Genomic DNA, 24,967 nt, shown 5'->3' on the forward strand with positions numbered 1-24,967 from the left:
CCGCCGCCCCTCGTCCTCAGCAGTCCAAGGCCCGCTGGGCCTCGTACAGATTGGACGGCCGGACCGCTTCCGGTGTGCCGTACGCCTCCAGCCGGGTGTGCAGATCTCCGGTGAAGTCCGGGACGTCGATCTGGTCGAACTCCGTGACCTCGCTGACGCCGACCGTCGCGCTGTACGGGGCGAGCCCGTCGATCCGCATCAGACCGGCCCGCCCGTTGGTGACCCGGATGTTCCAGTGCGTGAACCGGGCGCCGAAGAGCGGTCCCGCACTCGCGTCGCCGCCGTGGCGCCCGTTGTTGTCGACGGTGATGTCGGTACGGACATTGGCGAACGGCATGCCGCGGTGGGAGTCGAACGTCCCCATCTCCATCACCCCGCGCGACCAGACGTTGTAGCTGGACAGGCCCTCGACGTTGATGCCGTGCAGCTGGGTTCCGGCGGGCGCCGGTACGGTGCGCCGCTCGATCGTGAAGTCCTCGATGAGGTTGTCGTGCGAACCCTCACGGCAGTAGTACGGGTGGTGCGAGCCACGCCCCCCGACCCGCGTGCGGCGCAGGGTGCAGGCGGACGCGCCGACCAGCCCGAAGCCGTTGTCGACATGACGGACGGTGACGTCGTCGGCCCAGCAGTCGTACGCGCACTGGAACGCGACCCCGTTGTACCCCTTGTCGAGCAGATGCTGCGACTGCGGGGTCTCGACCGCTTCGAGCGTGAGGCCCTCGACTCCGGAGCCGGTCAGCGGGGTGACGAGCGTGGTCAGGCGCGGGTCCCACTCGGGGCGGATGTCGAGCGGAAGCGGGCGCTCCAGCGTGACCCGGCGTCCGTGCGCCGAGGTGACGCGGACCGGCCACTCGTAGGGGACGTACGACGTCAGCTTGGTCTTGTCGTCCCAGTAGTACGCCTCGGGGCCGGGGCCGCCGCCCGCCATGTGCTCCAGGAGCGTGTGGCCGGCGTCGTCGGCGAGACGGAGCAGGACGAGTCCCCCGCGCTTCAGCTTCGACGTGTCGTGGACGGTGATCGAGCGGTCGCCCCGGCGGGCGGGGGCGACGGTGGTCAGGGTCCGCCACTCGTCGCGCCGGTTGCCGGTCCAGCCCTCGAAGGGCCAGGCCCCGGCCCTGATCGCTTCGGTGAGGGAGCTCCAACGTTCCTTCGGGCAGAGCCAGATGAGGCCGCCCGCCCAGGACCAGCTGGACTTGTCGCCGCCGTAGCGGCTGCCGTACACACCGATCAGTTCGGTGAGGTTCCTGGTCGCGTACAGCTTGGTACGTCCGCTTCCCGCACCGCGGACCACCACATCGCTGTGGCCGATCCGGATGATGTCGTCGATGCGGTACGTGCCGGCGGGGATGAGCACCGTGCCGCCGCCGCGCTCTCCGGCAGCGGCGATGGCACGGTTGATCGCGGGGGCGGCGTCGGCGGAGTTGTCCGGCTTCGCGCCGTAGTCCAGGACATCGGCGACGAAGCCGCGGCCCTTGCGGCGGGGCAGCTCGGAACCGCCGCGGTAGCCGGCCCGGCCGATGAACGGGACCTGGGGGTGGGTGAAGGGGGCGGCGGCGAACTCCCGCCAGAGCGGGGTGGCGCGCGGGCCGGCCGCGGTGGCCCCCCGGCTCACGGTGGTCGCCCGCCCCGTACCGGACGTGGTGTCGCGGGTGGCGGCGGACGCCGTGCCGCCGCCGATGACGCCGGTGGCCGTCGCCGCGACGGCCACGGCGCCGCCGAGCAGCCCCCGTCTGCTGATGTTTCCCATGGTCGCCATGAATCCGAGCCGCCCTTCAGACATGTGAACAACGTTCATATCTGCGTCGGCGGTGAGCATGCCACGACGCCCCGGCGCGGCGAAAGGGGCATGCACCGGGGAAATCTTCAGCAGGGAACCGAACCGAGGGCGCCCGGAGGGGGTCGGCGAACGACGCCGCCGGAGGACGTCAGCAGAAGACGTCGGCCCAGCCCGGTCGTTCCGGTCGGCCGGCCCGGTCGGCCGACCGAGCCACTGGGGCGGGCCGTTCGGCCGATTCGGTCGAGCCGCCCACGATGGTCAGCGGGTCAGCGTTCGGAGCGCTGGGTCAGATGTGTGAACGCGTCCAGGTTCCGAGTGGACTCGCCGCGCGACACCCGCCACGCGTACTCCTTGCGGATCGCGCTCGCGAAGCCCAGCTCCAGCAGGGTGTTGAACGAGCCGTCGGCCGCCTCCAGGACCGTACCGAGCAGCCGGTCCAGCTCCTGCGGGGTGACCACGGAGAGCGGCAGCTTGCCGACCAGGTAGATGTCGCCCAGCCGGTCGATCGCGTAACTCACTCCGAAGAGACGGAGGTTGCGCTCCAGAAGCCAGCGATGGACCGCCGCGTCGTTCTCGTCCGGGTGGCGGACGACGAAGGCGTTGAGGGAGAGCGAGTGCCTGCCGACCCGTAGCGAGCAGGTGGTGGACAGCTTCCGTGTACCGGGGAGCTTGACGACGTAGCTGCCGGACTCGGGGCTCTCCCATTCGAGCCCGGCGTCCCTCAGGGTCGCCTCGATGATCTGCGCGATCTGCGCGACCTGCGTCGTCACCGCTCGATCGGGTACGTCAGCCATGGTGCGAGCGTACGCGACGGCGATGTTCCTGCACCGCTGCCGTGTACACGTCGGCGGTCGCGGAGGCGGCGGTGTCCCAGCCGAAGCCCTGGGCGTGCGCGGCGGCGGCGGTCCCCATCCGGGCGACCAGTTCCGGCGCTTCGGCGAACCGGGCCAGCGCCCGCGCGTACGCCTGTGGGTCGTGCCCCGATATCAGAAAGCCGCTGACCCCGTCCCGCACCGCCACCGGAAGGCCGCCCACGGCAGCCGCGACGACGGGGGTGCCCGCCGCCTGGGCCTCGATGGCGACCAGGCCGAAGGACTCGCTGTACGAGGGCATGACCAGTACGGACGCGGCCCGGAACCAGTCGGCGAGCCGGTCCTGCCCGACCGGCGGGTGGAACCGTACGACATCGGCGATGCCCAGCCGTGCCGCCAGCTTCTGCAGCCCCTCCGGCTTGGCGAGCCCGCTGCCGCTCGGCCCGCCGACGACCGGTACGACCATCCGGGTGCGCAGCGAGGGGTCATGGTCCAGCAGGGCGGCGACCGCGCGCAGCAGCACATCCGGGGCCTTCAGCGGCTGGATGCGGCCCGCGAAGAGCGGTATCAGGGCGTCCTGCGGCAGTCCGAGGCGCGCTCGGGCCGCGGCGCGCCCGTCGGCGGGGCGGAAACGATCGAGGTTGACCCCGGGATGGACGACGGCGACGGACCCGGGATCGGCGTCGTAGAAGCGGACGAGCTCGTCCGCCTCCTCGGCCGTGTTCGCGATCAGCCGGTCCGCCGCGCTGACGATCTGGGTCTCGCCGATGACGCGGGCGGCGGGCTCGGGGGTGTCGCCCTCCGCGAGCGCCGCGTTCTTCACCTTCGCCATGGTGTGCATGGCGTGGACGAGCGGGACGCCCCAGCGCTGGGTGGCGAGCCAGCCGACGTGGCCGGAGAGCCAGTAGTGGGAGTGGACCAGGTCGTAGTAGCCGGGGCGCTGGCCGGCCCACGCCTGCATGACGCCGTGCGTGAAGGCGCAGAGCTGGGCGGGCAGCTCCTCCTTGGCCAGGCCTTCGTACGGCCCCGCGTCGACGTGGCGGACCAGGACGCCGGGAGCCAGGTCGACCGCCGGGGGCAGCCCGCCGGTGGTGGACCGGGTGAAGATCTCGACCTCGATGTTGATCGCGGCGAGGCGCTTGGCCAGCTCCACGATGTAGACGTTCATGCCGCCCGCGTCACCCGTGCCCGGCTGGTGCAACGGAGAGGTGTGCACGGAGAGCATCGCGATGCGACGAGGTCTGCGGTGGCCGCCGGGGAAGGCTGCGGGGAACCTGAGACGCGGCGCGACACGGCTGCTGCCGAGCCGGGAGACGTACTGACTCACGTCGTCCGGTCCTCCTCACTCAGGGCATGACAGCGAAGGGACTGGAGCCCCTTTCGAGGGCTGCAACAGCGGAAGCTCTCCTTTCATTTCCGCTTTACCAAATCATTACGGCGAGCGGGCCGCACGCCCGGCCGGGCCCCTGCCCGGCACCCGCGCCGTCCCGGCACCCCACGGGATCGTTACGCTCGCTTGCATGCGCCCCATCGGCACCCCGACCCGCGGGACCACCAACCCGAACCGGCTCCGCCGCATGGACCGCTGGATCGCCGCCACCCACGGCCCGGCCCTGCGCCGCGCCGCCGCCCCCGTGGCCGTCGACCTCGGGTACGGCGCCGCCCCCTGGACGGCCGTCGAGCTGCTGCAGCGCCTGCGCACCGCCGAGCCGCGCACGGGCGTGGTCGGCATCGAGATCGACCCGGAGCGGGTCGCGGCGGCGAAACCGTACGAACGCGAGGGCCTCACCTTCCTGCACGGCGGCTTCGAGATCCCGCTCCCCGAGCGCCCCGACCTCATCAGGGCGGCGAACGTGCTGCGCCAGTACGACGAGGGCGAGGTCGCCGCGGTCTGGGAACGGCTGTGCGCACGCCTCGCGCCGGGCGGGCTGCTGGTGGAGGGCACCTGCGACGAGATCGGGCGACGGCACGTTTGGGTGGCGCTCGGTCCCGAGGGACCGCGCACGGTGACCTTCGCGACCCGGCTCGGCTCCCTGGACCGCCCCTCCGACCTCGCGGAACGCCTGCCCAAGGCGCTGATCCACCGCAACGTGCCGGGCGAACCGGTCCACGCGTTCCTCCGGGACTTCGACCGGGCCTGGGCCGCGGCCGCCCCGTACGCCTCGCTGGGCGCACGGCAGCGCTGGATCACGGCGGTGCGGGCGCTGTCGGGCGACTGGCCGCTGACCGACGGGGTACGCCGGTGGCGCCAGGGCGAAGTCACGGTGAAGTGGGCCGCGCTCCGGCCCGACCGGCAGCCCGACACGCGCTGACAGCCCCGGCGGACCCACGTCCAGGGAGGCGGGCGGGAACGCGGGCGGCGCATTGTTCGTCCTGAGATGGGGAGCGGTCCCCGGGACGCGGGGAGCGCTCCGGGGCGCAGGCCGACCTCCGTGACCGTCAGGACAGCGCCTGTGCGCCTCTGTTGCTTTTCGGTACGGCATGGCACGATCTCGTCAACGGCGAAAAGTTACTGACGGTAAATCAGATTCATTGGATTCATTCGGAGGGGGATCTCGTGAACCGACGTCACTGTGCCGCAGCGGCGATCACTCTGGTCTGCGCACTGACCGCACTCACCGCACCGGTCCAGGCGTTCGCCGCGCCCGCACCCCCCTCCCCCTCCGTGACACAGCACCAGTCCGGGCCGAAGGCGCCGAAGGCGCCGAAGAAGACCCTCGAAGAGGTGCGCGAGGAGATCGACGCCCTCTACCGCAAGGCCGGGGCGGCCACCGATGCGTACAACCTCGCCGAGGAGAAGGCCAAGAAGCAGTCCGGCGAGATCGTCAAACTGGCTCGGGCCATCGTGCAGGGGCAGGCGAAGATCGCCGAGCTCAAGGCCCAGGCGGGCGCCCAGGCCCGCGAGCAGTACCGCACCGGCGGGCTCCCGCCCGGTGCGCAGTTCATGCTCAGCGACGACCCGCAGCTGTTCCTGGACGGGGTGAACCGCGTCAGGGAGGGCCAGCAGGCCGCCCAGGGCGTCCTCGGCGAACTGACCAGGACCCAGCAGGACCTGGAGACGTACACCCAGGACGCCAGCACCAACTGGGAGAAGCTCGAAGCCGGCCGCCTCGAACAGGCCGAGACCAAGAAGAAGATCAACGCGCAGATCGCCGCGGCGAAGAAGCTGGAATCCCGGCTGAAGGAGGAGGAGCGGGCCCGTCTGCTGAAGCTGGAGCAGGAGGCCCAGTACAAGCTCCAGACGGCCTGGCTCAGTTCCGGCGCGCTGAAGGACATCAACCGCGAGGCGAGCGCGAGCGGAAAGAAGGCGGTGGCCTTCGCGACGGCGCAGATCGGCAAGCCGTACGTCTGGGGGGCCGAGGGCCCCAAGTCGTACGACTGCTCGGGGCTGACGTCCCAGGCCTGGGCGGCGGCGGGCCGTCCCGTCCCGCGCACCTCGCAGGAGCAGTGGCGGCTGCTCCAGCACATCGACATCAAGGACATGCGCCCCGGCGATCTGATCATTTACTTCAGCGACGCCAGCCACGTGGGCATGTACATCGGCGACGGCGCCATCGTCCACGCCCCCCGCCCCGGCCGAAACGTCACGCTGGCGGGTGCGGGTTCGATGCAGATCCTCGGAGTGGTCCGCCCGGACAAGTGACGGACACCTCCGAACACACGGCCACCGGCCGTACGGAGAGGTGGCGGCCGACCGTAGGGAAAGGGAAAAACCGGCCGCACGAAACAGGGGAACGCCGCCCGGCCCGGCGGAGAAACCGTCCGGGCGGCGGACCGGGCCCGCACGGCAGTGACCCGCGCCACCCACCCCCACCGCCCCGCGTGACCTTTGTCATGCCCCCACTTCCGTCCCCGCCCCCGCTCATCTCGCCGGATCCGTGACCTGACGCGGCTTATGCCGGTGCATATGACAGCGGTCGCGTGCGGTACGCCATTCCGTTCCCCGGCCGCGGACCGCTATGGTCCCCGTCTGGCGGGTCGTCGATCGTCGCTCCGCCGCGCCCTCGGGGGGAGGGAAGGAAACCCGAACCGATGCCCGTACCCGTACCGCAGCCGCGCGCCGTTCCCCCTGCGGAGACCTCCCCCGGCGCAGACCTCACCCTTCTGGTGATCGGGGACGACCCGGCGGGCACCTTCACCGTCCCCGAGCTTCCGGCCGCGGCCGGTACCCGGGTCCGTATCCGCACCGCCCGCAACCTGACCGAGGCGGGCCGGCTCCTCACGGACGACGTGGACTGCGTCCTGCTGGACCTGGCCCTGCCGACCGGCGGCGAAGCCCGCTCCACAGGAGCGGAGGAGGCCGACCGGCTCGCCGTCCTCAAGCACGTCCTGCGGATCGCCCCGCGCCATGCCGTCCTCGCCCTCACGGCGGAGGACGACGTCGAGCTGGCCGCCGAGGCGGTACGGGTCGGGGCGCAGGACTACCTCTTCCGCGGCGAACTCGACGGGCGCCTGCTCAGCCGTGCCATCCGCTACGCCGTCGAACGCAAGCGCGCCGACGTGGCACAGCACCAGCTCACCGAGTCCCGGCTGCACGCCCAGGAGAACGCCCGCCTCGAACGCGGCCTGCTGCCCACCCCGCTGCTCGAAGGCTCCGATCTGCGCTTCGCGGCCCGCTACCGCCCCGGCCGCAGCCGCGCGCTGCTCGGCGGAGACTTCTACGACACGGTGCGCACACCCGACGGCACCATCCACGCGATGATCGGCGACGTCTGCGGGCACGGCCCGGACGAGGCGGCGCTCGGCGTGGAACTGCGTATAGCGTGGCGGGCGTTGACCCTGGCCGGCCTCTGCGGCGACGAACTGCTCTCCACGCTCCAGCAGGTCCTGGAGCACGAGCGGGAGAGCGAGGAGATCTTCGCGACGCTGTGCACCGTCGACATCGCGCCCGACGGCAGGCACGCCGGCCTCTGCCTGGCGGGCCACCCGGCCCCGCTGATCGCGCGGCACGGCCGCACCGCGTGCCTTCTCCCGTACGAGGACGGCGGCCCCGCCCTGGGTCTGCTGCCTCGCGACGTCCTTCCCCGCGCGCTTCGAACAGGAGATGCCGCATGGCCGCTCCGACAGGTGGAGCTCGGCGGTTCCTGGAGCCTGATGATGTACACGGACGGGCTGATCGAGGGGCGTGTGGGACCGGACAGCACCCAGCGGCTCGGTCAGGACGGAATGGTCGCGATGATCAACCAGCAGCTGGCGGAGGGGCTCGGCGGCGAGGACCTCCTGGAGGCCGCGGTCGCCCGGGTCCGAGAGCTGAACGGCGGCGAGCTGACCGACGACGTCGCGGTCCTGCTGCTCGACCGCGACCAGGAACTCATCCGGCGCAAGGACACGAACGGCGACCGGGGCGCGAGCATCCCGCACCCGCGCCCCGAATCGGTCTCACCCACGGCTCCCGCGCACGCCGCGAACGCTCAACGCCCGCCGTTGTAGGGCCCGTACGGCCCGTCACTGCTGGAGCCGCCGCGCCGGCCGCCGCCCGAGACCGCCTTCAGCGCGGGTCGTACGTCCACCAGGAAGACGATGGACGCGACCAGTCCCGCGATCTGCAGGAACAGCATCGGCACGAAGAGATTCACGGCGACGGTGATACCGAGGATGATCAGCCAGAAGGACTTCTTCTGCTTGTCCGCGGCGCGGTAGGCGTCCTCACGGGCCGTCGCGGCCATGAACAGGGCGACCACGGCCAGGACGAGCATGACCATGTAGAGCAGCCAGACGAGTGTGCTGAATCCTGTGAGCAACATGGTGTGCACCGCCTAATGAATGGATGAGCGCCTCGCGGCCAAGGTACCGGGACAACGAGCCGGGCACCCAGAAAGGTGCCCGGCTCGTTGTCCCGTACACACCCCGGCGGCGCCGGGGCCCAGAACCTCTCGTTCGGATCGTGCCGGGCCGATCCGGACGAACGACCCTACTTCGCGGTCGGCGGAGTGGTCTTCTTCGCGGCGGGCTTGCGCGCGGGCGCCTTCTTGGCGGACGCGGCCGGGGCCTTGCTCTCCGGCTTGACGGCCTTCGGAGCGGGCGAGGGCTTGGCCGGCCCCGGCTTGGCGGTCTGCCCAGGCCTGGCGGTCTGCCCAGGCCTGGCGGTCTGCCCAGGCCTGGCGGCCGACTCCGTCTTCGCGGTGCCCGTGGGCCTGGACTCCTTGCGCGGCTCGACGACGACGGCGATCTCGACGATCTCGTCGGCCGTCTCACCACGCCAGTTCCTCACGGTCTGCTCACCGCGCTCGGCGACCTTCTCGTACGTCTCCCGGGCCCGGACCGCGTACTCCGCGGCCACTCCCAGACTCCGCAGCGCCAGGTCCTGGGCATTCTCGCCCAGCTTCCGCAGATCGCTGTCGAACGACCCGAGCACCTCGGTGACCTTGGCCTGCACGGTGGCCTGCGCCTCCTTGGCCTGCGAGGTCACCTTCTCCTGCATGGCCTTGGGGTCGGCGTTGCGCACGGCCTCGATACGCTCCGGCGCCTCGGCACGCAGCTGCTCGATCAGCGCCGGGACCTTGCGCGCCTGCTCGACGGCGAGGTCGGCCGTACCGGCGGCGAAGTAGAGGGGGGTCGGGTCGGTGAGGGTCTTGCGCAGGTCATCGGTGATGGCCATGACTGTGGTCCTCCCGGATCATCAGACTCAGTGTGAGGGTTTTGAAGGCCTTGAAGCCGGGCCGGCATCGCTGCCGCCGGCCGTGCGGTGGCCGTCGGCGCCGGGGCGGCCGCCCGCTCCGGTGCCCGATCCGGACTCGCCGCCGGTCTCCGATCCGGCTTCGGCGCCGGATTCCGGTCCGGGCTCGAACCCGTTCTCCTTGCGGAAGGAGTCGTAGATCTGCAGCAGCACACTCTTCTGCCGCTCGTTTATGGACGGGTCGGCCAGAATCACCGCCCGCGTCTCCAGCTCCTCCCGCTCCCGCTCATCCAGAATCCCGGCCCGCACATACAGGGTCTCGGCGGAGATCCGCAGCGCCTTCGCGACCTGCTGCAGCACCTCGGCGCTCGGCTTGCGCAGCCCGCGCTCGATCTGGCTGAGGTAGGGATTGGACACCCCGGCGGCATCGGCGAGCTGCCGCAGCGACAGCTGCGCGTTGCGCCGCTGCTCGCGCAGATACTCACCGAGATTGCCGACGTTGAGGGATGCCATAGATCAATGGTGCGCCACCCTTGCTAACTTTTGCAAGCACCCGCTTGCAAAAGTGCGTCACACCACTCGCACGGAGGGGGTCCGCGTACGTGCCCCGCCTGTCCGTTCCTGTCCGGCCCCAGCGACTCAGCAGCACAGCCATCACGGACACAGCCGGACGGATCGAAACCCTCTTGAACCCCCTGATCAGCTACTGACGATGCAGAAGGGATGCCCGGCCGGATCGGTGAGGACCCGCCACCTGTCCTGATGCGGCTGCTGATCCGGTTTGCCCGCGCCCAGCTCCAGCAGGCGGGCCTCGGCCTCGTCCAAGTCCCCCTCGACCGTGAAGCAGATGTGCAGCTGCTGGGGAACGCTTTGGTCAGGCCAGCTCGGAGCCCGGTAGTCGTCAACCCGTTGAAAGCCGATGAAGAGACCGTCCTCACGGTCGAGACCCGCGAAGTCGGCGTTCGACTTCGGGTGGGATGCGAGGCCGGTGGCCTGCTGATAGAACGCCGCCAGAGCGGGCGGATCAGGGCAGTCGAGGGTTATCGCACTCAGCTTCATCTGCAGGGGCATGTCACCTCCGGGTCGACTGATGGATCTTCGCGATGCACACCGTGGAGGCGGCTGCATACGGTCGAACGGGACACCGACCGCCCACCCGTCCCACTCATCCGTAGGCACCTGCCGCTTCCGACGCCCGACCCTCAGCCGGGTCGCTCGGCCATGACGACCAGACCCGGCCCGCTGTACTCCTCTGGAGGGAGGCGGAGTTCGGCGACCGGGCGCAGGCCGGCCCGCTCGATCAGGTCCACGAGTTGTTCCGGCCGCCATTTGTGTGTCGTCCAGCGAACGGGCACACCTCCGTAGGCCTCGGTGCGCACCGCGTCCTCGTGGCCGACGTGCGTTGCGGTGATGAAGTGCCCGCCCGGCTTCAGGGCACGCGCGAACAGGGCGAGAACCTGGGGAAGGACGTCACGGGGGAGGTTGAACAGCGACCACCACCCGAGCACGCCGCCAAGGGATGCTTCACCGAGGTCGAGGTCGGTGGCAGAGGCGACGCTGAAGCGGCACTGCGGATGAAGACGGCGCGCGTTCTCGATCATGCGAGGTGAGAGATCGACCCCGGACACATCGAGTCCGCGTTCGGCGAGGTAGGCGGTCACCGTTCCGGGTCCGCAGCCGACGTCGAGGACAGGCCCGAGCTCGCTCACGGTGTCGGCGAAGGCGTCGATCGATGCCTTGAGCCATGGATGGCTACGGATGTCGCCGACTCCCGTCGTCACCACCATGTGGGCGTAGTTGTCGGCCACCCGGTCATAGGACTCACGGACCACGTCGAGATCGGCCGGGCGGTCGATACGGTGTGCGCGCATCAGCCAACCATAGGACTGCGCGAGGGCTTTGGCACTGGTACACCGGTTGACGCCAAGCCGTTGCCCATGGCCCGGCCGTACTCGCCGGCCAAGTGGATCCGGACAGCGATGAGCCTGTTCGTACACCGAGACATCCCGGCCGAAATGACAGGGCGCAGGATCAGAGGCACCTCATCGGTTCAGGTCTCGCGGGAACGCACAGCCACGACCCGTGCCGCACCACGAGGGCGTCGCACCGCGTGGCGTCCGTGCGATGCTGGACCGGTGACGCTATCGGACCTGGTTCGGCTCCGCCGGGCCCGCGACCTGATGGACCGCTCCTACGCGGAACCGCTCGATGTCCCCGCACTGGCACGCGCGTCCCACATGTCGCCCGGCCACTTCTCCCGCAGCTTCCGCGCAGCCTTCGGAGAGACGCCGTACAGCTACCTGATGACGCGCAGGATCGAGCGGGCCAAGGCCCTGCTGCGGCGCGGCGACCTGTCGGTGACGGAGGTCTGCTTCGCCGTCGGGTGCACGTCGCTGGGGTCGTTCAGCTCGCGGTTCACCGAGCTGGTGGGCGAGAGCCCGAGCGCGTACCGGGCGCGCGCGCACGAGCAGGGCGCGGGCATCCCGGCCTGCGTCGCCAAGATCCTCACGCGCCCGGTCAGGGACAAGGAACGGACACGGAAGGCGGAGCCGACCGGAAACGCAGAACCGGCCGAGGAGGCGGAACCGGTCAGGAACAAAGAAGCGGAGCGCACGGCCCGTCCGTAGCGTGAGGTCCATGGAAATCATCGCGACCGACGACTGCGACGCCGCCTTCGAGCGCATCCAGGCCTCGGGCGCCGAAGTGCTCCAGAAACCGATCGACCAGCCGTACGGGACCCGCGACTGCGCCTTCCGCGACCCCGCGGGCAACATGCTGCGCTTCGCCGAGCGCCGCAGCGGGTGAGCCCGGCCGGTACCTGGTGGACGTACTGCTCAAAACCGGTCGGAACGAGCCGGGCGACACCGACAAAGACCGCGAAGGCGGTCCCGCGCAAGATATGGAGACACGATGAGCACGGCCAGGAGCACGGACCCGCAGTCGCCTGCGCAGAACATCGCCGACAGCCACGCACTGATCCGCGTGCACGGCGCGCGCGTGAACAACCTCAAGGACGTCAGCGTCGAGATACCGAAGCGCAGGCTGACGGTGTTCACCGGTGTCTCCGGCTCGGGCAAGAGCTCTCTGGTGTTCAACACGATCGCCGCGGAGTCGCAGCGGCTGATCAACGAGACCTACAGCGCCTTCGTGCAGGGATTCATGCCGACGCCGTCGCGGCCCGAGGTCGACGTACTCGAAGGGCTGACGACGGCGATCATCGTCGACCAGCAGCGGATGGGCGCCGACCCGCGCTCCACGGTCGGCACCGCCACCGACGCCAACGCGATGCTGCGCATCCTCTTCAGCCGGCTCGGGAAGCCGCACATCGGCCCGCCCAGCGCGTACTCCTTCAACACCGCCTCGGTCCGGGCGAGCGGTGCGATCACCGTCGAGCGCGGCAACAAGAAGACGGTGAAGGCGACCTTCAACCGCACCGGCGGCATGTGCACGCGCTGCGAGGGCCGCGGCACGGTCTCCGACATCGACCTCACCCAGCTCTACGACGACTCCAAGTCGCTCGCCGAGGGCGCGTTCACCATCCCCGGCTGGAAGTCGGACAGCTTCTGGACCGTGCGGGTCTACGCCGAGTCGGGCTTCCTCGACCCGGACAAGCCGATCCGCGAGTTCAGCGAGAAGGAGATGCGGGACTTCCTCCACCGGGAGCCGACCAAGGTGAAGGTCGAGGGTGTGAACCTCACCTACGAGGGCCTGATCCCCAAGATCCAGAAGTCGATGCTCTCCAAGGACAAGGAGGCACTGCAGCCGCACATCCGCGCGTTCGTGGAGCGGGCGGTCACCTTCACCACCTGCCCCGAGTGCGACGGCACCCGGCTGAGCGAGGGGGCCCGGTCGTCGAAGATCGGGCGGATCAGCATCGCCGACGCCTGCGCGATGGAGATCCGCGACCTGGCCGCATGGGTGCGCGGCATCGAGGACCCTTCGGTGGCGCCGCTGCTCACCGCGCTGCAGCAGACGCTGGACTCGTTCGTGGAGATCGGCCTCGGCTACCTCGCGCTCGACCGCCCGTCGGGCACGCTGTCGGGCGGCGAGGCGCAGCGCGTCAAGATGGTCCGCCACCTCGGCTCCTCGCTCACCGATACGACGTACGTCTTCGACGAGCCCACCACGGGCCTGCACCCCCATGACATCAGCCGGATGAACGACCTGCTCCTGCGCCTGCGGGACAAGGGCAACACGGTGCTCGTCGTGGAGCACAAGCCGCAGACGATCGCGATCGCCGACCATGTCGTCGACCTCGGCCCCGGCGCCGGCTCGGCGGGCGGCACCGTCTGTTTCGAGGGCACGGTCGAAGGGCTGCGGGCCGGCGACACCGTCACCGGCCGCCACTTCGACGACCGGGCCGCCGTCAAGGAGACCGCGCGCAAGCCCTCCGGGGCGCTGGAGATCCGCGGCGCCACCTCCCACAACCTGCACAGCGTCGACGTCGACATCCCGCTCGGGGTGCTCTGCGTGGTCACCGGCGTCGCGGGCTCCGGCAAGAGCTCGCTCGTGCACGGATCGATCCCTTCCGGCGAGGGTGTGATCTCGGTCGACCAGGGAGCCATCAAGGGCTCCCGCCGCAGCAACCCGGCGACGTACACCGGGCTGCTCGACCCGATCCGCAAGGCGTTCGCGAAGGTCAACGGCGTGAAGCCGGCGCTGTTCAGCGCCAATTCCGAGGGCGCCTGCCCCACGTGCAACGGCGTCGGCGTCGTCTACACCGACCTGGCGATGATGGCGGGCGTCGCCATCCCCTGCGAGGAGTGCGAGGGGAAGCGGTTCCAGGCATCCGTCCTCGAATACCACCTCGGCGGCCGTGACATCAGCGAGGTGCTCGCGATGTCGGTGTCCCAGGCCGAGGAGTTCTTCGGCGAGGGCGAGGCGCGCACGCCGGCCGCGCACAGGATCCTGCAGCGGCTCGCCGACGTCGGGCTCGGCTACCTCAGCCTCGGCCAGCCGCTGACCACGCTGTCCGGCGGCGAGCGGCAGCGGCTCAGGCTGGCCACGCACATGGCCGAGAAGGGCGGCGTCTACGTCCTCGACGAGCCGACCACCGGCCTGCACCTCGCCGACGTCGAGCAGCTCCTCGGCCTGCTCGACCGGCTCGTCGACTCCGGCAAGTCGGTCGTCGTCGTCGAGCACCACCCGGCGGTCATGGCGCATGCCGACTGGATCATCGACCTCGGCCCCGGCGCCGGCCACGACGGCGGCCGGATCGTCTTCGAGGGCACCCCCGCCGACCTCGTCGCCGCCCGCTCCACCCTCACCGGCGAGCACCTCGCGGCCTACGTCGGCAGCTGACCCGGGGTCTTTCGTTCGGGCCGGGCCCCGCGAGCCCGGCATGGTCCGGACGAGAGGCCCCGGTCCCTCGCGGACACCGCGGGACGAGCTCTCCCCGCTGTTTCGACTCGTCCCACGGACTGCGCGCACGCCGTGTCGGCACGACGTCCCGGGGCAGCGTCCACGTCCGCCGAAGCGACCGCGGGCCCCCGACTCGCGTCGTACCGCGGGGGAAGTCGCGTGTCGCGCCGCGGGGTAAGTCGCTTGCCGTGCCGCGAGGAGGGGGCGAGACTCCCGGCGTGACGCTTCACGAGAACGAGATCCCGATCGACGAGGCGCTGGTCAGGTCGCTGCTGGAGACACAGCGCCCGGAGTGGGCCGACCTGCCGTTGTCACCCGCAGGAGCGGGCACGGACAACATCATGTACCGGCTGGGCGACGACCTTCTCGTGCGTCTGCCACGAACCGCCGGGACGGGCCGGTCCGTGCGCAAGGAGCAGGAGTGGCTTCCTCGGCTGGCACCCCTGCTGGCCTGCCCTGTCCCCGAGCACGTCCACGCCGGGACGCCCAGCAGCGCGTTCCCGCTCGTCTGGTCGGTCCACCGCTGGATCGACGGTGACGAAGCCGGCCCGGACACCGTCCGGGACTGGTCCGCCTTCGGGGCCGACCTGGCGGCGGTCGTGCGGGAGCTCCACGGCGCCGACCTCATGGGAGCGACTCGCACGGATGACCTCAGCTGGTATCGCGGAGGCAGCCTGCGGCCATGCGACCAGTGGGTCAGCCGGTGTTTCGAGGACTGCCGGACCACCGAGGGCCTGGATCTCGACGTCGAGACCCTGGAGCGGTTGTGGCGAACCGCGCTCGCCCTGCCCGAGCCCTCGGGACCTCATGTGTGGCTCCACGGCGACCTCAAGCCCGCCAACCTCCTGGTCCGCGAGGGCAGACTCCGGGCGGTCATCGACTTCGGGGGGCTCTCGGTCGGCTTTCCCGACGCCGAGCACGCCACGCTCTGGGACCTGCCGCCCCGGGCGCGGCAGGCCTACTGGAACACCCTGGCCCTCGACGAACCGACCTGGGTCCGCGCCCGCGCCTGGGCGATCGCGGTCGGCGTCGGTGGAATCTCCTACTACTGGCACACCTATCCCGCCTTCGTCGCCGAATGCCGGGCACGGCTTCAGGCGATCCTCGCCGACGCCGACGCTCGTTGAGCGGCGGGTCATGCCTCGTCGGTCGCGTTCTTCTTCCACCGACTCCACTCCCGGAGCCCATGGGCCCGGTGGTCGTGCTCGAAGGCACGATCGAGGGGCCCCACCCGCTCGATCGCCCTCCCCGTGCGCGGATCGTCGCGCCGGGAAAGGCCGAAGGCGGCCTCCGAGCGCACGATTCGGTCGTCCTCGTCGAGGAGAGCGGCCGGTGCGTCGGCGACGGCGGGCGCGGGGTCCATGGGCGCAGCCCTGTCGCCGAGAACGGCGTCGGGGCCGTACCCGTCGGAGAAGGACGGCCGGGCCCGGGTCGCCGCCATTTCCTTGGCACTGCGCCTCGCCGGACAGCCGGCATCCCGGTCGGTCATCGGTGACGCGCTGACACGGGCACCCGCGCCCGGCACGATCCGGACGAGAGCTCCGTCAGAGGCGGCGCGCCCCGACAACCACTGAACTGGCTGGTGTTGTGAGTATTTCAGTGGCGTCCAGGGCCGGATGGGTGAGGTAGAACATGCGGAGCTCATCCACTTCGCCGCCGAAACGGGGCGGCCAATGGGGCGAGGGGGTGAAGTCGTCCAGGACGAGAAGGCCACCAGGAGCAAGCAGTTCGACGACTCGCCGGGGGTCGTCGCGTTTGCCCCCGCCGTCGCAGAAGAAGACGTCGAAGGGGCCGTGCTGCTCAAGCAGCCGCCAGTCCCCGGTGAGAACGCTGACCCGCTTGTCGTCCGCGAAGACACCGGCCGCTCGACGGGCCAGCTCCTCGTCCCGCTCCACGGTGACCAGGCGGGCACCGGCGCCGAGGCCACTGTGCAGCCAGGCGGTGCCGACGCCCGAGCCCGTGCCGCTCTCCGCAATGATTCCGTGGGGTTTCGCAGCGGCGGCCAGCCTGAGCAGCCTGCCCACTTCAGGGATGCAACTCTTCTTGAATCCCGCCTCGCAGGCCACACGCTCTGCCGCCACCACACGAGGCGGGACCTCACGTTCTGCCATGATCACGCTCCCCTTCGCTGTGAACACGACGCTATCCGCCGACAGAGGCGTCCGCCCGGAGTTCGCAGGTCCGGATCGGGCGGACCTGCCCGGTCGAAGCACCGGCGAGTCCGCCGCAGGCCGGGCACCACCACGGGCCGCACGCCCGTCGATGCTTGATCGAAACCGGAGCGAGCGGTGGTACCTCCGCGATAGGTTGCCGCCATGGCTGAGTTCGTACTGGTGGCGGGCGCATGGCTCGGATCGTGGGCATGGGACGAGGTGGTGTCCGAGTTGCGCGCGGCCGGGCACGGCACACATCCGGTGACGCTGTCCGGTCTCGCGGAGAAGCGGGATGTGCGGGCAGGGCAGCAGACCCACGTCCAGGACATCGTCGACGAGGTGGAGCGCCACGATCTCCACGATGTCGTCCTGGTCGGCCACAGCTACTCGGGCATCCCGGTCGGTCAGGCCGGGATGCGGATCGGTGACCGGCTGGCCCGCGTGGTCTTCGTCGACTCCGAGGTTCCGGTCGACGGCGAGTCGTTCGCCTCCGACTGGTGGAACGGCCCGGCGGCGCTGGAGGCCACGATCACGGGCAACGGCGGATTCTGGGCGCCGCTCACCGCCGCCGATTGCGAGGGCCAGGGCCTCACCGACGAGCAGATCGCCCGCATCGTGGACGGCTCGACTCCGCACCCGGGCACCACGCTGACCGAGCCCGCCGTCCTGCCACGTCCGCTCGGCGAGCTTCCGGCGACGTACATCAAGTGCCTGCTCGACGGCGACGAACCGAAGGACGTCGTGACCGAGCTGCTGGCCGCCGAGGAGCACTGGGAGCTGGTGGAGATGGACACCGGCCACTGGCCGATGTTCTCCCGGCCGCGCGAGCTGGCACGGATCCTGCACCAATCGGCCGTGAGGTCCTGAGCCCCGGCGCGAGGGGAAATGGGTGTGCGGATCCGGCCCCCGGGCGGTCATGCTGCCCCGCATGACCTTCTCATCGATCGGCCCGGACCCGGATCCGGCCTCGCCCTCATCCCCGGCCCCCGGCCCCGGCACCTTCGAACTGGGCGGCACCGTCACCGTCCCGCGCCTCGGTTTCGGGGCGATGCAGCTGCCGGGGCGGTGGAGCGGGCCCGCCGGTGACACGGCGAAAGCCGTGGCCGTGGCCCGTCGCGCCGTCGAGCTCGGGGCGCGGCACATCGACACCGCCGCCTTCTACTTCTCCGACACCCACCGCGCCAACGACCTCCTGCGCGAAGCGCTGTACCCGTACCCGGCGGACGTCACCATCGCCACCAAGGTCGGCCCGCTGCGGGACGAGACGGGTGAGATGTACGCCGAGGCCCGCCCCGATCAACTGCGCGCGGAGGTGGAACGGAATCTGGAGGACCTCGGAGTCGACACTCTCGACCTGGTGAACCTGCGGGTGGGGCGGCTGGGTTCGGGGCTCGCCGAGTCGCTCGGCGAGCGGTTCGCCGTGCTGGCCGCGCTGCGCGACGAAGGGCTGATCCGGCAGCTCGGCGTCAGCAATGTGACGGCCGGACAGCTCGCGGAGGCCCGCTCGATCGCACCGGTCGTCGCCGTGCAGAACCGGTTCGGCGTGCTCGACCGGGCGGACGCGGCGCTCGTCGACGAGTGCGCGGACGCCGGTATCGCGTACATGCCGTTCTTCGCGCTCGGCGGCGGGCACACCGAGCTCGCCGGCGAGAACCTCCGGAAGGTCGCGGAACGCCACGGTGCGACGGCGCACCAGGTCGCCCTCGCGTGGGGACTGGCGCGCTCGCCCTCGATCGTGCAGATCCCCGGTACCGCTTCGCTCGCCCACCTCGAAGAGAACATGGCCGCCGGCCGACTGGCCCTCGACGAGGACGACATGGCGCTGCTCGGGCGTCGCGAGTAGCCGGACCGCGAAGGGCCGGGGGCCGGGCCCCCGGCCCGGGGCCGGCAGACGAATCCCCGACTCGGGTCCCCGGGGGCTTCCGTCCGGATCAGGCCGGATCGGGGAGCGGGGCACGTGGGCCCGGCACGATCCGAACGAGAGGCCCTACGGGACAGCCCTTAGGATCCCGCCCATGGCTATCGACCCCGGCTACACCTGCTCCTGCTGCGGCGAACACCACGCGGAACTGCCGATGGGGTACTCGACCATGGCACCCGACATCTGGGACGCGAGCCTGGAGAGCGACCCCGACAGCATGCTCTCCTCGGACCAGTGCATCGTCAGGCACGAGCACTACTTCATCAAGGGTCTGATCGAGCTGCCCGTCCTCGGCAACGAGGAGCCCTTCTCCTGGGGTGTCTGGGTCTCGCTCAGCCGGGAGAACTTCGGCCGCGCCCTCGATGTGTGGGAGACCCCCGGCCGCGAGTCCGAGCAGCCCTACTTCGGCTGGCTGAGCACCGAGTTGGGGCTGTACTCACCGCGCACGACCAACCTCAAGACGAACGCCCACACCCGCCCGATCGGCCTCCGCCCCCGCATCGAGCTGGAGCCCACCGATCATCCCCTCGCCGTGGAACAGCGCACCGGCATCACGCGCGACCGGGTGCGGGAGATCGCGGAAGCCGTGCTGCACGGCAAGGACGTCCATGCCTGAACGGTCCCGCCGGACACACCCGGCGGTGGCGGGTGCGGCGGGTCACCCCCACCGGCGCCGTCGCCGCGCCGGCGCGCGACGATCCGCTCGTGTTCCCCGCCGGTGCGACGGTCTGCCGCCCGTCCCTGCGGCTGCGGAACGCGGTCCGGCCGCCGCTCCTGCCTACCACTCGTCCCCGAGTCCCGACCGCAGCTGCGCGAAGGCGAGTTCGGCGGCCTCGACCGCACTTCCGTACGTCCGGTCCGCGCTCTCCCCCGCGTCCATCCGCCGCCAGTTCTCCAGGGCCAGAATGCGCAGCACCGCGATGATCTGACCCGCGGCCAGCCTGTCCCGTACCCGGTCGCCCAGGGCACGCGCGAGCGCCGCCTCCGAGCGGCCCTGGTAGCCGTACAGGCGGGCCACCAGGGACGGGGTCCCGTACAGCAGCCGCTGGAACGCCAGCACCTGCGGAATGTCGCAGAGGCCGGTCACCGGGTCGCGCCGCTCCAGGCCGTCCAGGAAATGGCGGTGCAGGGCCTCCAGCGGGGACTCGTCCTCCCCACGGGCGGCGACCACCCGGGCCGCCTCGTCCTCGTGGTCGGCGAACCGGTGCAGGACCAGGTCCTCCTTGGCCGGGAAGTACCGGAACAGCGTCGGCTTGGAGATGTCCGCGGCAGCCGCCACCTCCGCCACCGAGACCTTGTCGAAGCCCCGCTCCAGAAACATCGCGATCGCGGCTTCGGAGACCGCCTGGTACGTCAGCTGCTTCTTCCGCTCACGCAGACTCATCGGCGCATGCGGCGCACGGCCCGCCTGCGCCGCCGATTCCGGTCCGGGCTTCTCTCCGCTCATGAACGTGAAGCGTACGCCTTGACCTCAACCGGACTTGACGTCCGGGAGCGGCCCCGCCCCCTCCCCGCCTCAGGCCCGCGCCCGCGCCTCCACCAGGAGCTCCGTCCCGTCCAGCACCCGTTCGGGCCCGGACCCGAACTCCGGCTCACGCGATGACACGCCGGAACCGAACCGGGGCGGGATCACCGCCGTACGCGTCCCCGGGGCTCCGCGTCTCAGAAGACGTCCGGGCACCACGGTCGCCGCGCCGCCCTGAACATACCCTCCGCCCGTGCCACCGCACCCGGCGTGAGTTCCTCGATGCGGCCCAGGGCCGCCAGTCGGACCGGCGACTCGTCGCCCAGGTAGAGCGCCCCCAACTCCCTCACGTCCAGGGCGAGATCGGCACCGGCCGTGGTGGGGACGCACGTCGCGCCGGACTCCGAGGCGTCCAGGCGGTAGCGGCCGGCGGTCAGACCCGTGCTGTCGTGGATGTCCAGGGTCAGCGCGCCGGGTACCGCGTAGGTGCGGGCCTCCAGGGCGCGTACGACGTCCAGGACGCGTACCCACAGCCAGTCCGCCTGGGTCACGATGCGGGCCGCGCGCGGATCCGGGAGGAGGAGGGGCAGCAGGTCGTCGGGGGCCCGGCGACCGGTGCGGACCGTGCTGATCCAGTCGATCGAACAGACGAAGTGCCACAGCGCGCGCTCCGCGGCCGGGGTGACGGCGATCTGCCCGAGCACCGTGGCCCGGTTGAGCGGCTGCTTGGCGTCGCTCCAGTGGTCGTCGGCACGGTAGGCGATCAGGCCGTCGACCTCGCCGTCCGCATTGCTGTAGAGCGCGTAGAAGGGTTCCGTCCAGGTACCGGGCCCGGTCGGGTTCTCACCGGTGTTCACCTCCCACCAGCGGGTGTCGCGGTTGACCGCACCGTGCTGCCGTGCGCGCAGCCGGTCGTGGAGGGCCGGTCCCAGCTTGCGCACGTCCGCACCGGTCACCAGGTCGATCCGGCCCCCGTCCGACGCGGCGGGACCCGACCAGCGGGGGTCGAGGCCCGCCCTCGGTACGTCGATCTCCCACTCGGTCGTCCACGTCGCCGGGCCGAAGCCGAACCGCCCGTAGATGGGGTACTCGGCGGCGATCAGGGTGGCGACCACGTCGCCGCGTTCCTTCGCCGCCGCCAGGTCCGCGGCCATCATCCGGCTGAGCAGCCCCCGGCGTCGGTGCGTGGGAGACACCGTGACGTTGGAGACCGCGTCGGCCCGCACCGTGGCGCCGCCGACGACGGTGAGTTCCTGCGCGAACGAACGGAACGTGGCCACGCACCGCCCGCCGTCGAAAGCCCCCTGCGTACGGGCCAGGTCGGTGTGCGGAAGACGGCCGGCGACCTCCTCACCCGTCACCACCGGCGGGCGCAGAAAGCCGGTGTTCAGGGCCTGCAGCCAGCCGGGGAACTCGGATTCGGTGATCGCACGGACGTCAAGGCGCATGGACCCCACGCTAGATACCGGGTCACCGGATGTCGCCCGGTTTTTCCGCCGACGGGGAATCCGGTCAGAACGCGGCCCGGATCTCGCCGACCTCGCCACCGCCGCCCAGCAGCGGCGCGTGCCCGATCCGGGAGACCACCGGGGCGTCGATGCCGAGCAGACGCAGCGACCGGGCCAGCACCGGGCCGAGTGCCCGTGTCGCACCGTCGTCGATCTTGAAGGCCAGCGCCCGGCCGTCGGCCAGGGCCACCGCCTGCACCGCCTCCGCGCCCATCTTGGAGAGCGCGCCCGGCACCTCCCGCATCAGCCAGGTGTCGGGGCGTCGCGTTCCGGCCACGTACTCGGGGTGGGCCCGCATCGCGTCCCCGACCCGCCGCTCCGCCGTCCCGGGATCCGCCGTCACGAACGTACGGAAGGCCCGCGCCAGCCCCACCAGGCTGATCGCCATCAGCGGCGCCCCGCACCCGTCCGTGCCGACCGCCGAGACGGGCTCGCCCGCCGCCTCCTCCACCACCTGGTGCACCAGCTGCTGGAGCGGGTGCGCCGGGTCGAGGTAGGACGCCCGGTCCCAGCCGTTCACCGCGCACGCGGCGAGCATGGCCGCATGCTTGCCGGAGCAGTTCATGGTGATCCGCTCCCGGACGTGGCCCGCGGCGAGATACGTCTCCGCCTCCGCCGGGTCCAGTGGCAGATCGGGCGGGGTCTGCAGATCGCCGGGCGTCAGTCCGTGCTCGGCGAGCATCGCGCTGACGAGTTCCAGGTGGAAGCCCTCGCCCGAATGGCTCGCGGCGGCCAGCGCCAGCCGCTCCCCGGACAGATCGAGCCCGGCCCGCAGCACGGCCGCGGCCTGCATCGGCTTGTTGGAGGAGCGTGGGAAGACCGGCGCCGTCGGGTCGCCGAGCGCCTTCTCCACACTGCCGTCGGCCGCCAGCACGACCAGGGAACCCCGGTGCCGGCCTTCCACGAAGCCGGACCGCACGACCTCGGCCAGCACGGGGAACGACTCGGGGGATATGACGGAGGGGGCAGCGGCGGCGCTGGAGGTCATGGTGGCCTTCCGGGGACGAGCGGAACCCGCCCCCGGAAGGGTGCTTCAGGCGAGCAGGTCGTCTACTTGTGCTTCACCATCACGGTACCTGCGGGCGATCTCGGCACTGCAATCGTCCGCGGTGCGTTGCAGCTGGTGACGGCGCCGGGAGACCTGCTGTTCGTAGCGGACCAGGCGCCCCATCGCGGTGTGCAGCTCCTCGTCCGTACGGGCGTCGAGGTCGGAGAGTTCGACCTCGGCCAGCGTCTCGGCCGCCAGCCGGCGGTACTCGTCGCTGCGCGGCGTGGTGAGCGTGACGTGCCGGGCGGAGGAGCGGTGCTGGGACGGGGTGTCGGCGAGGATCTCCGAGAGCCGGTCCACCACCGGTGTCTCGGGATCCAGCCGCCGGGCCAGCTCGGCCCGCAGGATGTCGATCCGCCCCTGCACCAGCCGCCGCACATAGCTGAGGTCGGCCTCGTCGCGCTGCGAGTCGCGCCGCAGTGTCCGCAGCTCCGGCAGTCGCAGGCCCTCCAGCTCCGGCTGCGGTCCCGCGGGCGGACCGTCCACAAGGCCGTCCACAAGGCCGTGACCGGTTCGCTGGACCGGTGGGCGCATGGTGCTGGTACTGGTACTGGTGCCGGTACGCGCGGCCGGCACGGCGCCGGGGGACTGCCCGGTTCCATGGGTACTCATGCTTGTGTCCATCCCCTCGACCGGTGCGTCGGCACACCGCCTTCCCAGCATGGTGCCACTCCAGTGGGGCCTGTGTGGATGCTCTGTACCCGTTCAGCCCAAGATAGGTTGGTCTGTATGCGTGCAGTGGTACAGAGGGTGGACGGTGCGAGCGTCACGGTGACCGACGGCGCGGGTGCGTCGGGCGGACCCGAGGTGGTCGGCGAAATCATCGGCGAAGGGCTGTGTGTGCTGGTGGGAGTCACCCACGGGGACACCGCGGAGAAGGCGGCCCAGCTCGCCCGCAAGCTCTGGTCGGTTCGCATCCTGGAGGGCGAGAAGTCCTGCTCCGATGTGAATGCACCACTTCTGGTGATTTCGCAGTTCACCCTCTACGGGGACGCCCGGAAGGGGCGCAGGCCCACCTGGAACGCCGCCGCGCCCGGCGAGATCGCCGAACCGCTGGTCGACGAGGTGGTGGCGCAGCTGCGGGCGCTGGGAGCGCGGGTGGAGACGGGCCGGTTCGGGGCGGACATGCGGGTCTCGCTCACGAACCACGGCCCGTTCACCGTCGTCGTCGAGGTCTGAGCCGGGTCCCGGTCCGGACGCAGACGGGTCGGACATCCGGCGTGGACGACGCAGACGGTCGCGCGTAGGAAATCTGCGCACAGAAGCCTGAGGGCCGGGGTCCTTCGTCCGGCCCGGCCCCGCTCCCCGATCCGGTCCGGTCCGGTCCGGACGAGCGGTCCTACGGCTCCACGACCGTCTCCTGGGCGGCGGCCGTGTCCCCCGCGAGCAGTTCCGCGTCCACCGCGACGTTCCGCTTGACCAGGGCCAGCGCGATCGGTCCCAGTTCGTGGTGGCGGGCCGAGGTGGTGATGAAGCCCAGCTGCCTGCCCTCGGCACCGTCCGCGGCGAGCCGTACCGGTGTGCCGTGTCCGGGCAGGACGACCTCGCTGCCGTCGAGGTGCAGAAAGACCAGCCGCCGCGGCGGCTTGCCCAGGTTCTGCACCCGGGCCACGGTCTCCTGGCCCCGGTAGCAGCCCTTCTGGAGGTGGACGGCGGTGCCGATCCAGCCCAGCTCGTGCGGGATGGTGCGGTGATCGGTCTCGAAGCCGACGCGCGGGCGGTGCGCCTCGACGCGCAGCGCCTCGTACGCGAGGACGCCGGCCAGGGGGCCGTGCGCGGCCGCGTACTTCTCCAGGTCGGCGCGGGGCAGGAACAGATCCCGGCCGTACGCCGTCTCCCGTACCGTCACGCCGTCCGGGGCCTCCGCGATGGAGCCGGCCGGCAGATACACCACGGCGAAGTCCTCGGTGCGGTCGGCGACTTCGACCCGGTAGAAGAACTTCATGGACTCCAGGTAGGCGACGAGATCGCCCTGTGTGCCCGGTTCGGCGTGCATCCACACGGTCTCGCCGTCGTCGACGAGGTAGAGGGCGTGCTCGATGTGCCCGTTCGCGGTGAGGATCAGGGCCTCGGTGGCCTGTCCCGGGGCGAGGTCGCTGACGTGCTGGGTGAGCAGGAGATGCAGCCAGGCCAGCCGGTCGCTGCCGGTGACGGTGACGACGGCACGGTGCGAGAGGTCGACGAGGCCGGAGCCGTCGGCGAGGGCGCGCTGCTCGCGGAACAGATCGCCGTAGTGCGCGGCGACGCCTTCGTCGTGGCCTTCGGCGGGTACGGCACCGGGCAGGGACAGCAGGGGGCTCTTCATG

The 24,967-nt window shown here is 71.1% G+C and carries 25 protein-coding genes and 1 pseudogene; 11 read left to right on the plus strand and 15 right to left on the minus strand.

Annotated features, from left to right (window positions below; genetic code table 11):
* Nucleotides 1-16: 16 nt before the first annotated feature.
* From ACIOHC_RS09165 to mshA, 3 genes are all read right to left on the minus strand, one after another.
* A complete protein-coding gene (locus ACIOHC_RS09165) occupies nt 17-1,780 on the minus strand; it encodes a glycosyl hydrolase family 28-related protein (RefSeq protein WP_401842117.1) in 1,764 nt (587 codons plus the stop codon).
* A 263-nt stretch (nt 1,781-2,043) separates the two neighbouring features.
* Nucleotides 2,044-2,571 (minus strand): YbjN domain-containing protein, encoded by a 528-nt coding sequence (locus tag ACIOHC_RS09170; protein ID WP_351075323.1) that lies wholly within the window; start codon nt 2,569-2,571, stop codon nt 2,044-2,046.
* Nucleotides 2,564-3,916 (minus strand): D-inositol-3-phosphate glycosyltransferase, encoded by a 1,353-nt coding sequence (mshA, locus tag ACIOHC_RS09175; protein WP_351075325.1) that lies wholly within the window; start codon nt 3,914-3,916, stop codon nt 2,564-2,566. Before mshA ends, ACIOHC_RS09170 begins: the two co-directional genes overlap by 8 nt.
* 193 nt (nt 3,917-4,109) lie before the next feature.
* On the opposite strand from mshA, the gene ACIOHC_RS09180 reads away from it, so the two are divergent.
* The 3 genes from ACIOHC_RS09180 (at nt 4,110) to ACIOHC_RS09190 (ending at nt 8,019) form a co-directional block, all read left to right on the plus strand.
* Entirely contained in the window at nt 4,110-4,901 is a 792-nt protein-coding gene (locus ACIOHC_RS09180; RefSeq protein ID WP_351075327.1) for a class I SAM-dependent methyltransferase, read from the plus strand.
* A 245-nt stretch (nt 4,902-5,146) separates the two neighbouring features.
* Nucleotides 5,147-6,232 carry an NlpC/P60 family protein gene (locus ACIOHC_RS09185; RefSeq protein ID WP_401842120.1) on the plus strand — a complete coding sequence of 362 codons (1,086 nt, stop codon included), beginning with the start codon at nt 5,147-5,149 and terminating at the stop codon, nt 6,230-6,232.
* Nucleotides 6,233-6,621: 389 nt separating this feature from the next.
* Nucleotides 6,622-8,019 carry a PP2C family protein-serine/threonine phosphatase gene (locus ACIOHC_RS09190; RefSeq protein WP_401842122.1) on the plus strand — a complete coding sequence of 466 codons (1,398 nt, stop codon included), beginning with the start codon at nt 6,622-6,624 and terminating at the stop codon, nt 8,017-8,019.
* On the opposite strand, the gene ACIOHC_RS09195 is transcribed toward ACIOHC_RS09190, so the two are convergent.
* From ACIOHC_RS09195 to ACIOHC_RS09215, 5 genes are all read right to left on the minus strand, one after another.
* Entirely contained in the window at nt 8,001-8,333 is a 333-nt protein-coding gene (locus tag ACIOHC_RS09195; RefSeq protein ID WP_351075332.1) for a DUF2516 family protein, read from the minus strand. The two genes, ACIOHC_RS09190 and ACIOHC_RS09195, sit on opposite strands and share 19 nt — an antisense overlap.
* A gap of 167 nt (nt 8,334-8,500) precedes the next feature.
* Entirely contained in the window at nt 8,501-9,187 is a 687-nt protein-coding gene (locus ACIOHC_RS09200) for a hypothetical protein (RefSeq protein ID WP_401842126.1), read from the minus strand.
* Nucleotides 9,188-9,214: 27 nt separating this feature from the next.
* Nucleotides 9,215-9,718, minus strand: coding sequence for a helix-turn-helix transcriptional regulator (locus tag ACIOHC_RS09205; protein WP_365689669.1), 504 nt, complete (start codon nt 9,716-9,718; stop codon nt 9,215-9,217).
* A gap of 186 nt (nt 9,719-9,904) precedes the next feature.
* Nucleotides 9,905-10,276, minus strand: coding sequence for a VOC family protein (locus ACIOHC_RS09210; RefSeq protein ID WP_365689668.1), 372 nt, complete (start codon nt 10,274-10,276; stop codon nt 9,905-9,907).
* A 131-nt stretch (nt 10,277-10,407) separates the two neighbouring features.
* On the minus strand, nt 10,408-11,076 hold the full coding sequence (locus ACIOHC_RS09215) for a class I SAM-dependent methyltransferase (RefSeq protein ID WP_351075338.1): 669 nt from the start codon (nt 11,074-11,076) through the stop codon (nt 10,408-10,410).
* Between the two features lie 309 nt (nt 11,077-11,385).
* Here ACIOHC_RS09215 and ACIOHC_RS09220 point away from each other — a divergent pair, with 309 nt between their 5' ends.
* The 4 genes and pseudogenes from ACIOHC_RS09220 to ACIOHC_RS09235 all read left to right on the plus strand — a co-directional run bounded on the left by ACIOHC_RS09220 (nt 11,386) and on the right by ACIOHC_RS09235 (nt 15,693).
* Nucleotides 11,386-11,832, plus strand: a complete 447-nt coding sequence (locus ACIOHC_RS09220) for a helix-turn-helix transcriptional regulator (RefSeq protein WP_351075394.1) — start codon at nt 11,386-11,388, stop codon at nt 11,830-11,832.
* A gap of 16 nt (nt 11,833-11,848) precedes the next feature.
* Nucleotides 11,849-12,010: pseudogene (locus ACIOHC_RS09225) on the plus strand (VOC family protein); the annotation flags it as partial.
* A gap of 105 nt (nt 12,011-12,115) precedes the next feature.
* Nucleotides 12,116-14,506, plus strand: a complete 2,391-nt coding sequence (locus ACIOHC_RS09230; RefSeq protein ID WP_351075340.1) for an excinuclease ABC subunit UvrA — start codon at nt 12,116-12,118, stop codon at nt 14,504-14,506.
* 278 nt (nt 14,507-14,784) lie between these two features.
* Entirely contained in the window at nt 14,785-15,693 is a 909-nt protein-coding gene (locus ACIOHC_RS09235) for an aminoglycoside phosphotransferase family protein (protein WP_389636540.1), read from the plus strand.
* An 8-nt stretch (nt 15,694-15,701) separates the two neighbouring features.
* Here the strand turns inward: ACIOHC_RS09235 and ACIOHC_RS09240 are convergent, their stop codons facing one another.
* Nucleotides 15,702-16,055 carry a hypothetical protein gene (locus ACIOHC_RS09240; protein ID WP_389636541.1) on the minus strand — a complete coding sequence of 118 codons (354 nt, stop codon included), beginning with the start codon at nt 16,053-16,055 and terminating at the stop codon, nt 15,702-15,704.
* Nucleotides 16,056-16,110: 55 nt separating this feature from the next.
* Entirely contained in the window at nt 16,111-16,677 is a 567-nt protein-coding gene (locus tag ACIOHC_RS09245; protein WP_389636542.1) for an O-methyltransferase, read from the minus strand.
* Between the two features lie 204 nt (nt 16,678-16,881).
* Here ACIOHC_RS09245 and ACIOHC_RS09250 point away from each other — a divergent pair, with 204 nt between their 5' ends.
* The 3 genes from ACIOHC_RS09250 (at nt 16,882) to ACIOHC_RS09260 (ending at nt 19,256) form a co-directional block, all read left to right on the plus strand.
* Nucleotides 16,882-17,586 carry an alpha/beta hydrolase gene (locus tag ACIOHC_RS09250; protein WP_351075346.1) on the plus strand — a complete coding sequence of 235 codons (705 nt, stop codon included), beginning with the start codon at nt 16,882-16,884 and terminating at the stop codon, nt 17,584-17,586.
* A gap of 61 nt (nt 17,587-17,647) precedes the next feature.
* Nucleotides 17,648-18,562 (plus strand): oxidoreductase, encoded by a 915-nt coding sequence (locus ACIOHC_RS09255; RefSeq protein WP_351075347.1) that lies wholly within the window; start codon nt 17,648-17,650, stop codon nt 18,560-18,562.
* Between the two features lie 172 nt (nt 18,563-18,734).
* Complete coding sequence (locus tag ACIOHC_RS09260; RefSeq protein ID WP_351075349.1) at nt 18,735-19,256, plus strand: DUF2199 domain-containing protein; 522 nt, start codon at nt 18,735-18,737, stop codon at nt 19,254-19,256.
* A gap of 162 nt (nt 19,257-19,418) precedes the next feature.
* Here the strand turns inward: ACIOHC_RS09260 and ACIOHC_RS09265 are convergent, their stop codons facing one another.
* The 4 genes from ACIOHC_RS09265 to ACIOHC_RS09280 all read right to left on the minus strand — a co-directional run bounded on the left by ACIOHC_RS09265 (nt 19,419) and on the right by ACIOHC_RS09280 (nt 23,273).
* Entirely contained in the window at nt 19,419-20,087 is a 669-nt protein-coding gene (locus tag ACIOHC_RS09265; RefSeq protein ID WP_389636544.1) for a TetR/AcrR family transcriptional regulator, read from the minus strand.
* 215 nt (nt 20,088-20,302) lie between these two features.
* Nucleotides 20,303-21,553: a GNAT family N-acetyltransferase gene (locus ACIOHC_RS09270; protein WP_351075351.1), complete on the minus strand. Its 1,251-nt coding sequence runs from the start codon at nt 21,551-21,553 to the stop codon at nt 20,303-20,305.
* A gap of 64 nt (nt 21,554-21,617) precedes the next feature.
* Nucleotides 21,618-22,601, minus strand: a complete 984-nt coding sequence (locus ACIOHC_RS09275; RefSeq protein ID WP_351075352.1) for an asparaginase — start codon at nt 22,599-22,601, stop codon at nt 21,618-21,620.
* Between the two features lie 45 nt (nt 22,602-22,646).
* A complete protein-coding gene (locus ACIOHC_RS09280; RefSeq protein ID WP_365689657.1) occupies nt 22,647-23,273 on the minus strand; it encodes an ABC transporter substrate-binding protein in 627 nt (208 codons plus the stop codon).
* Nucleotides 23,274-23,390: 117 nt separating this feature from the next.
* Between ACIOHC_RS09280 and dtd the strand changes: the two genes are divergently transcribed.
* A complete protein-coding gene (gene dtd / locus ACIOHC_RS09285) occupies nt 23,391-23,840 on the plus strand; it encodes a D-aminoacyl-tRNA deacylase (RefSeq protein WP_365689656.1) in 450 nt (149 codons plus the stop codon).
* A 160-nt stretch (nt 23,841-24,000) separates the two neighbouring features.
* Here dtd and ACIOHC_RS09290 read toward each other — a convergent pair whose 3' ends face one another.
* Nucleotides 24,001-24,966 (minus strand): YgfZ/GcvT domain-containing protein, encoded by a 966-nt coding sequence (locus ACIOHC_RS09290; RefSeq protein WP_401842133.1) that lies wholly within the window; start codon nt 24,964-24,966, stop codon nt 24,001-24,003.
* Between the last annotated feature and the right edge of the window lies 1 nt (nt 24,967).

The organism is Streptomyces sp. NPDC088252 (genome assembly GCF_044740965.1).
Taxonomy (GTDB): Bacteria; Actinomycetota; Actinomycetes; order Streptomycetales; family Streptomycetaceae; genus Streptomyces.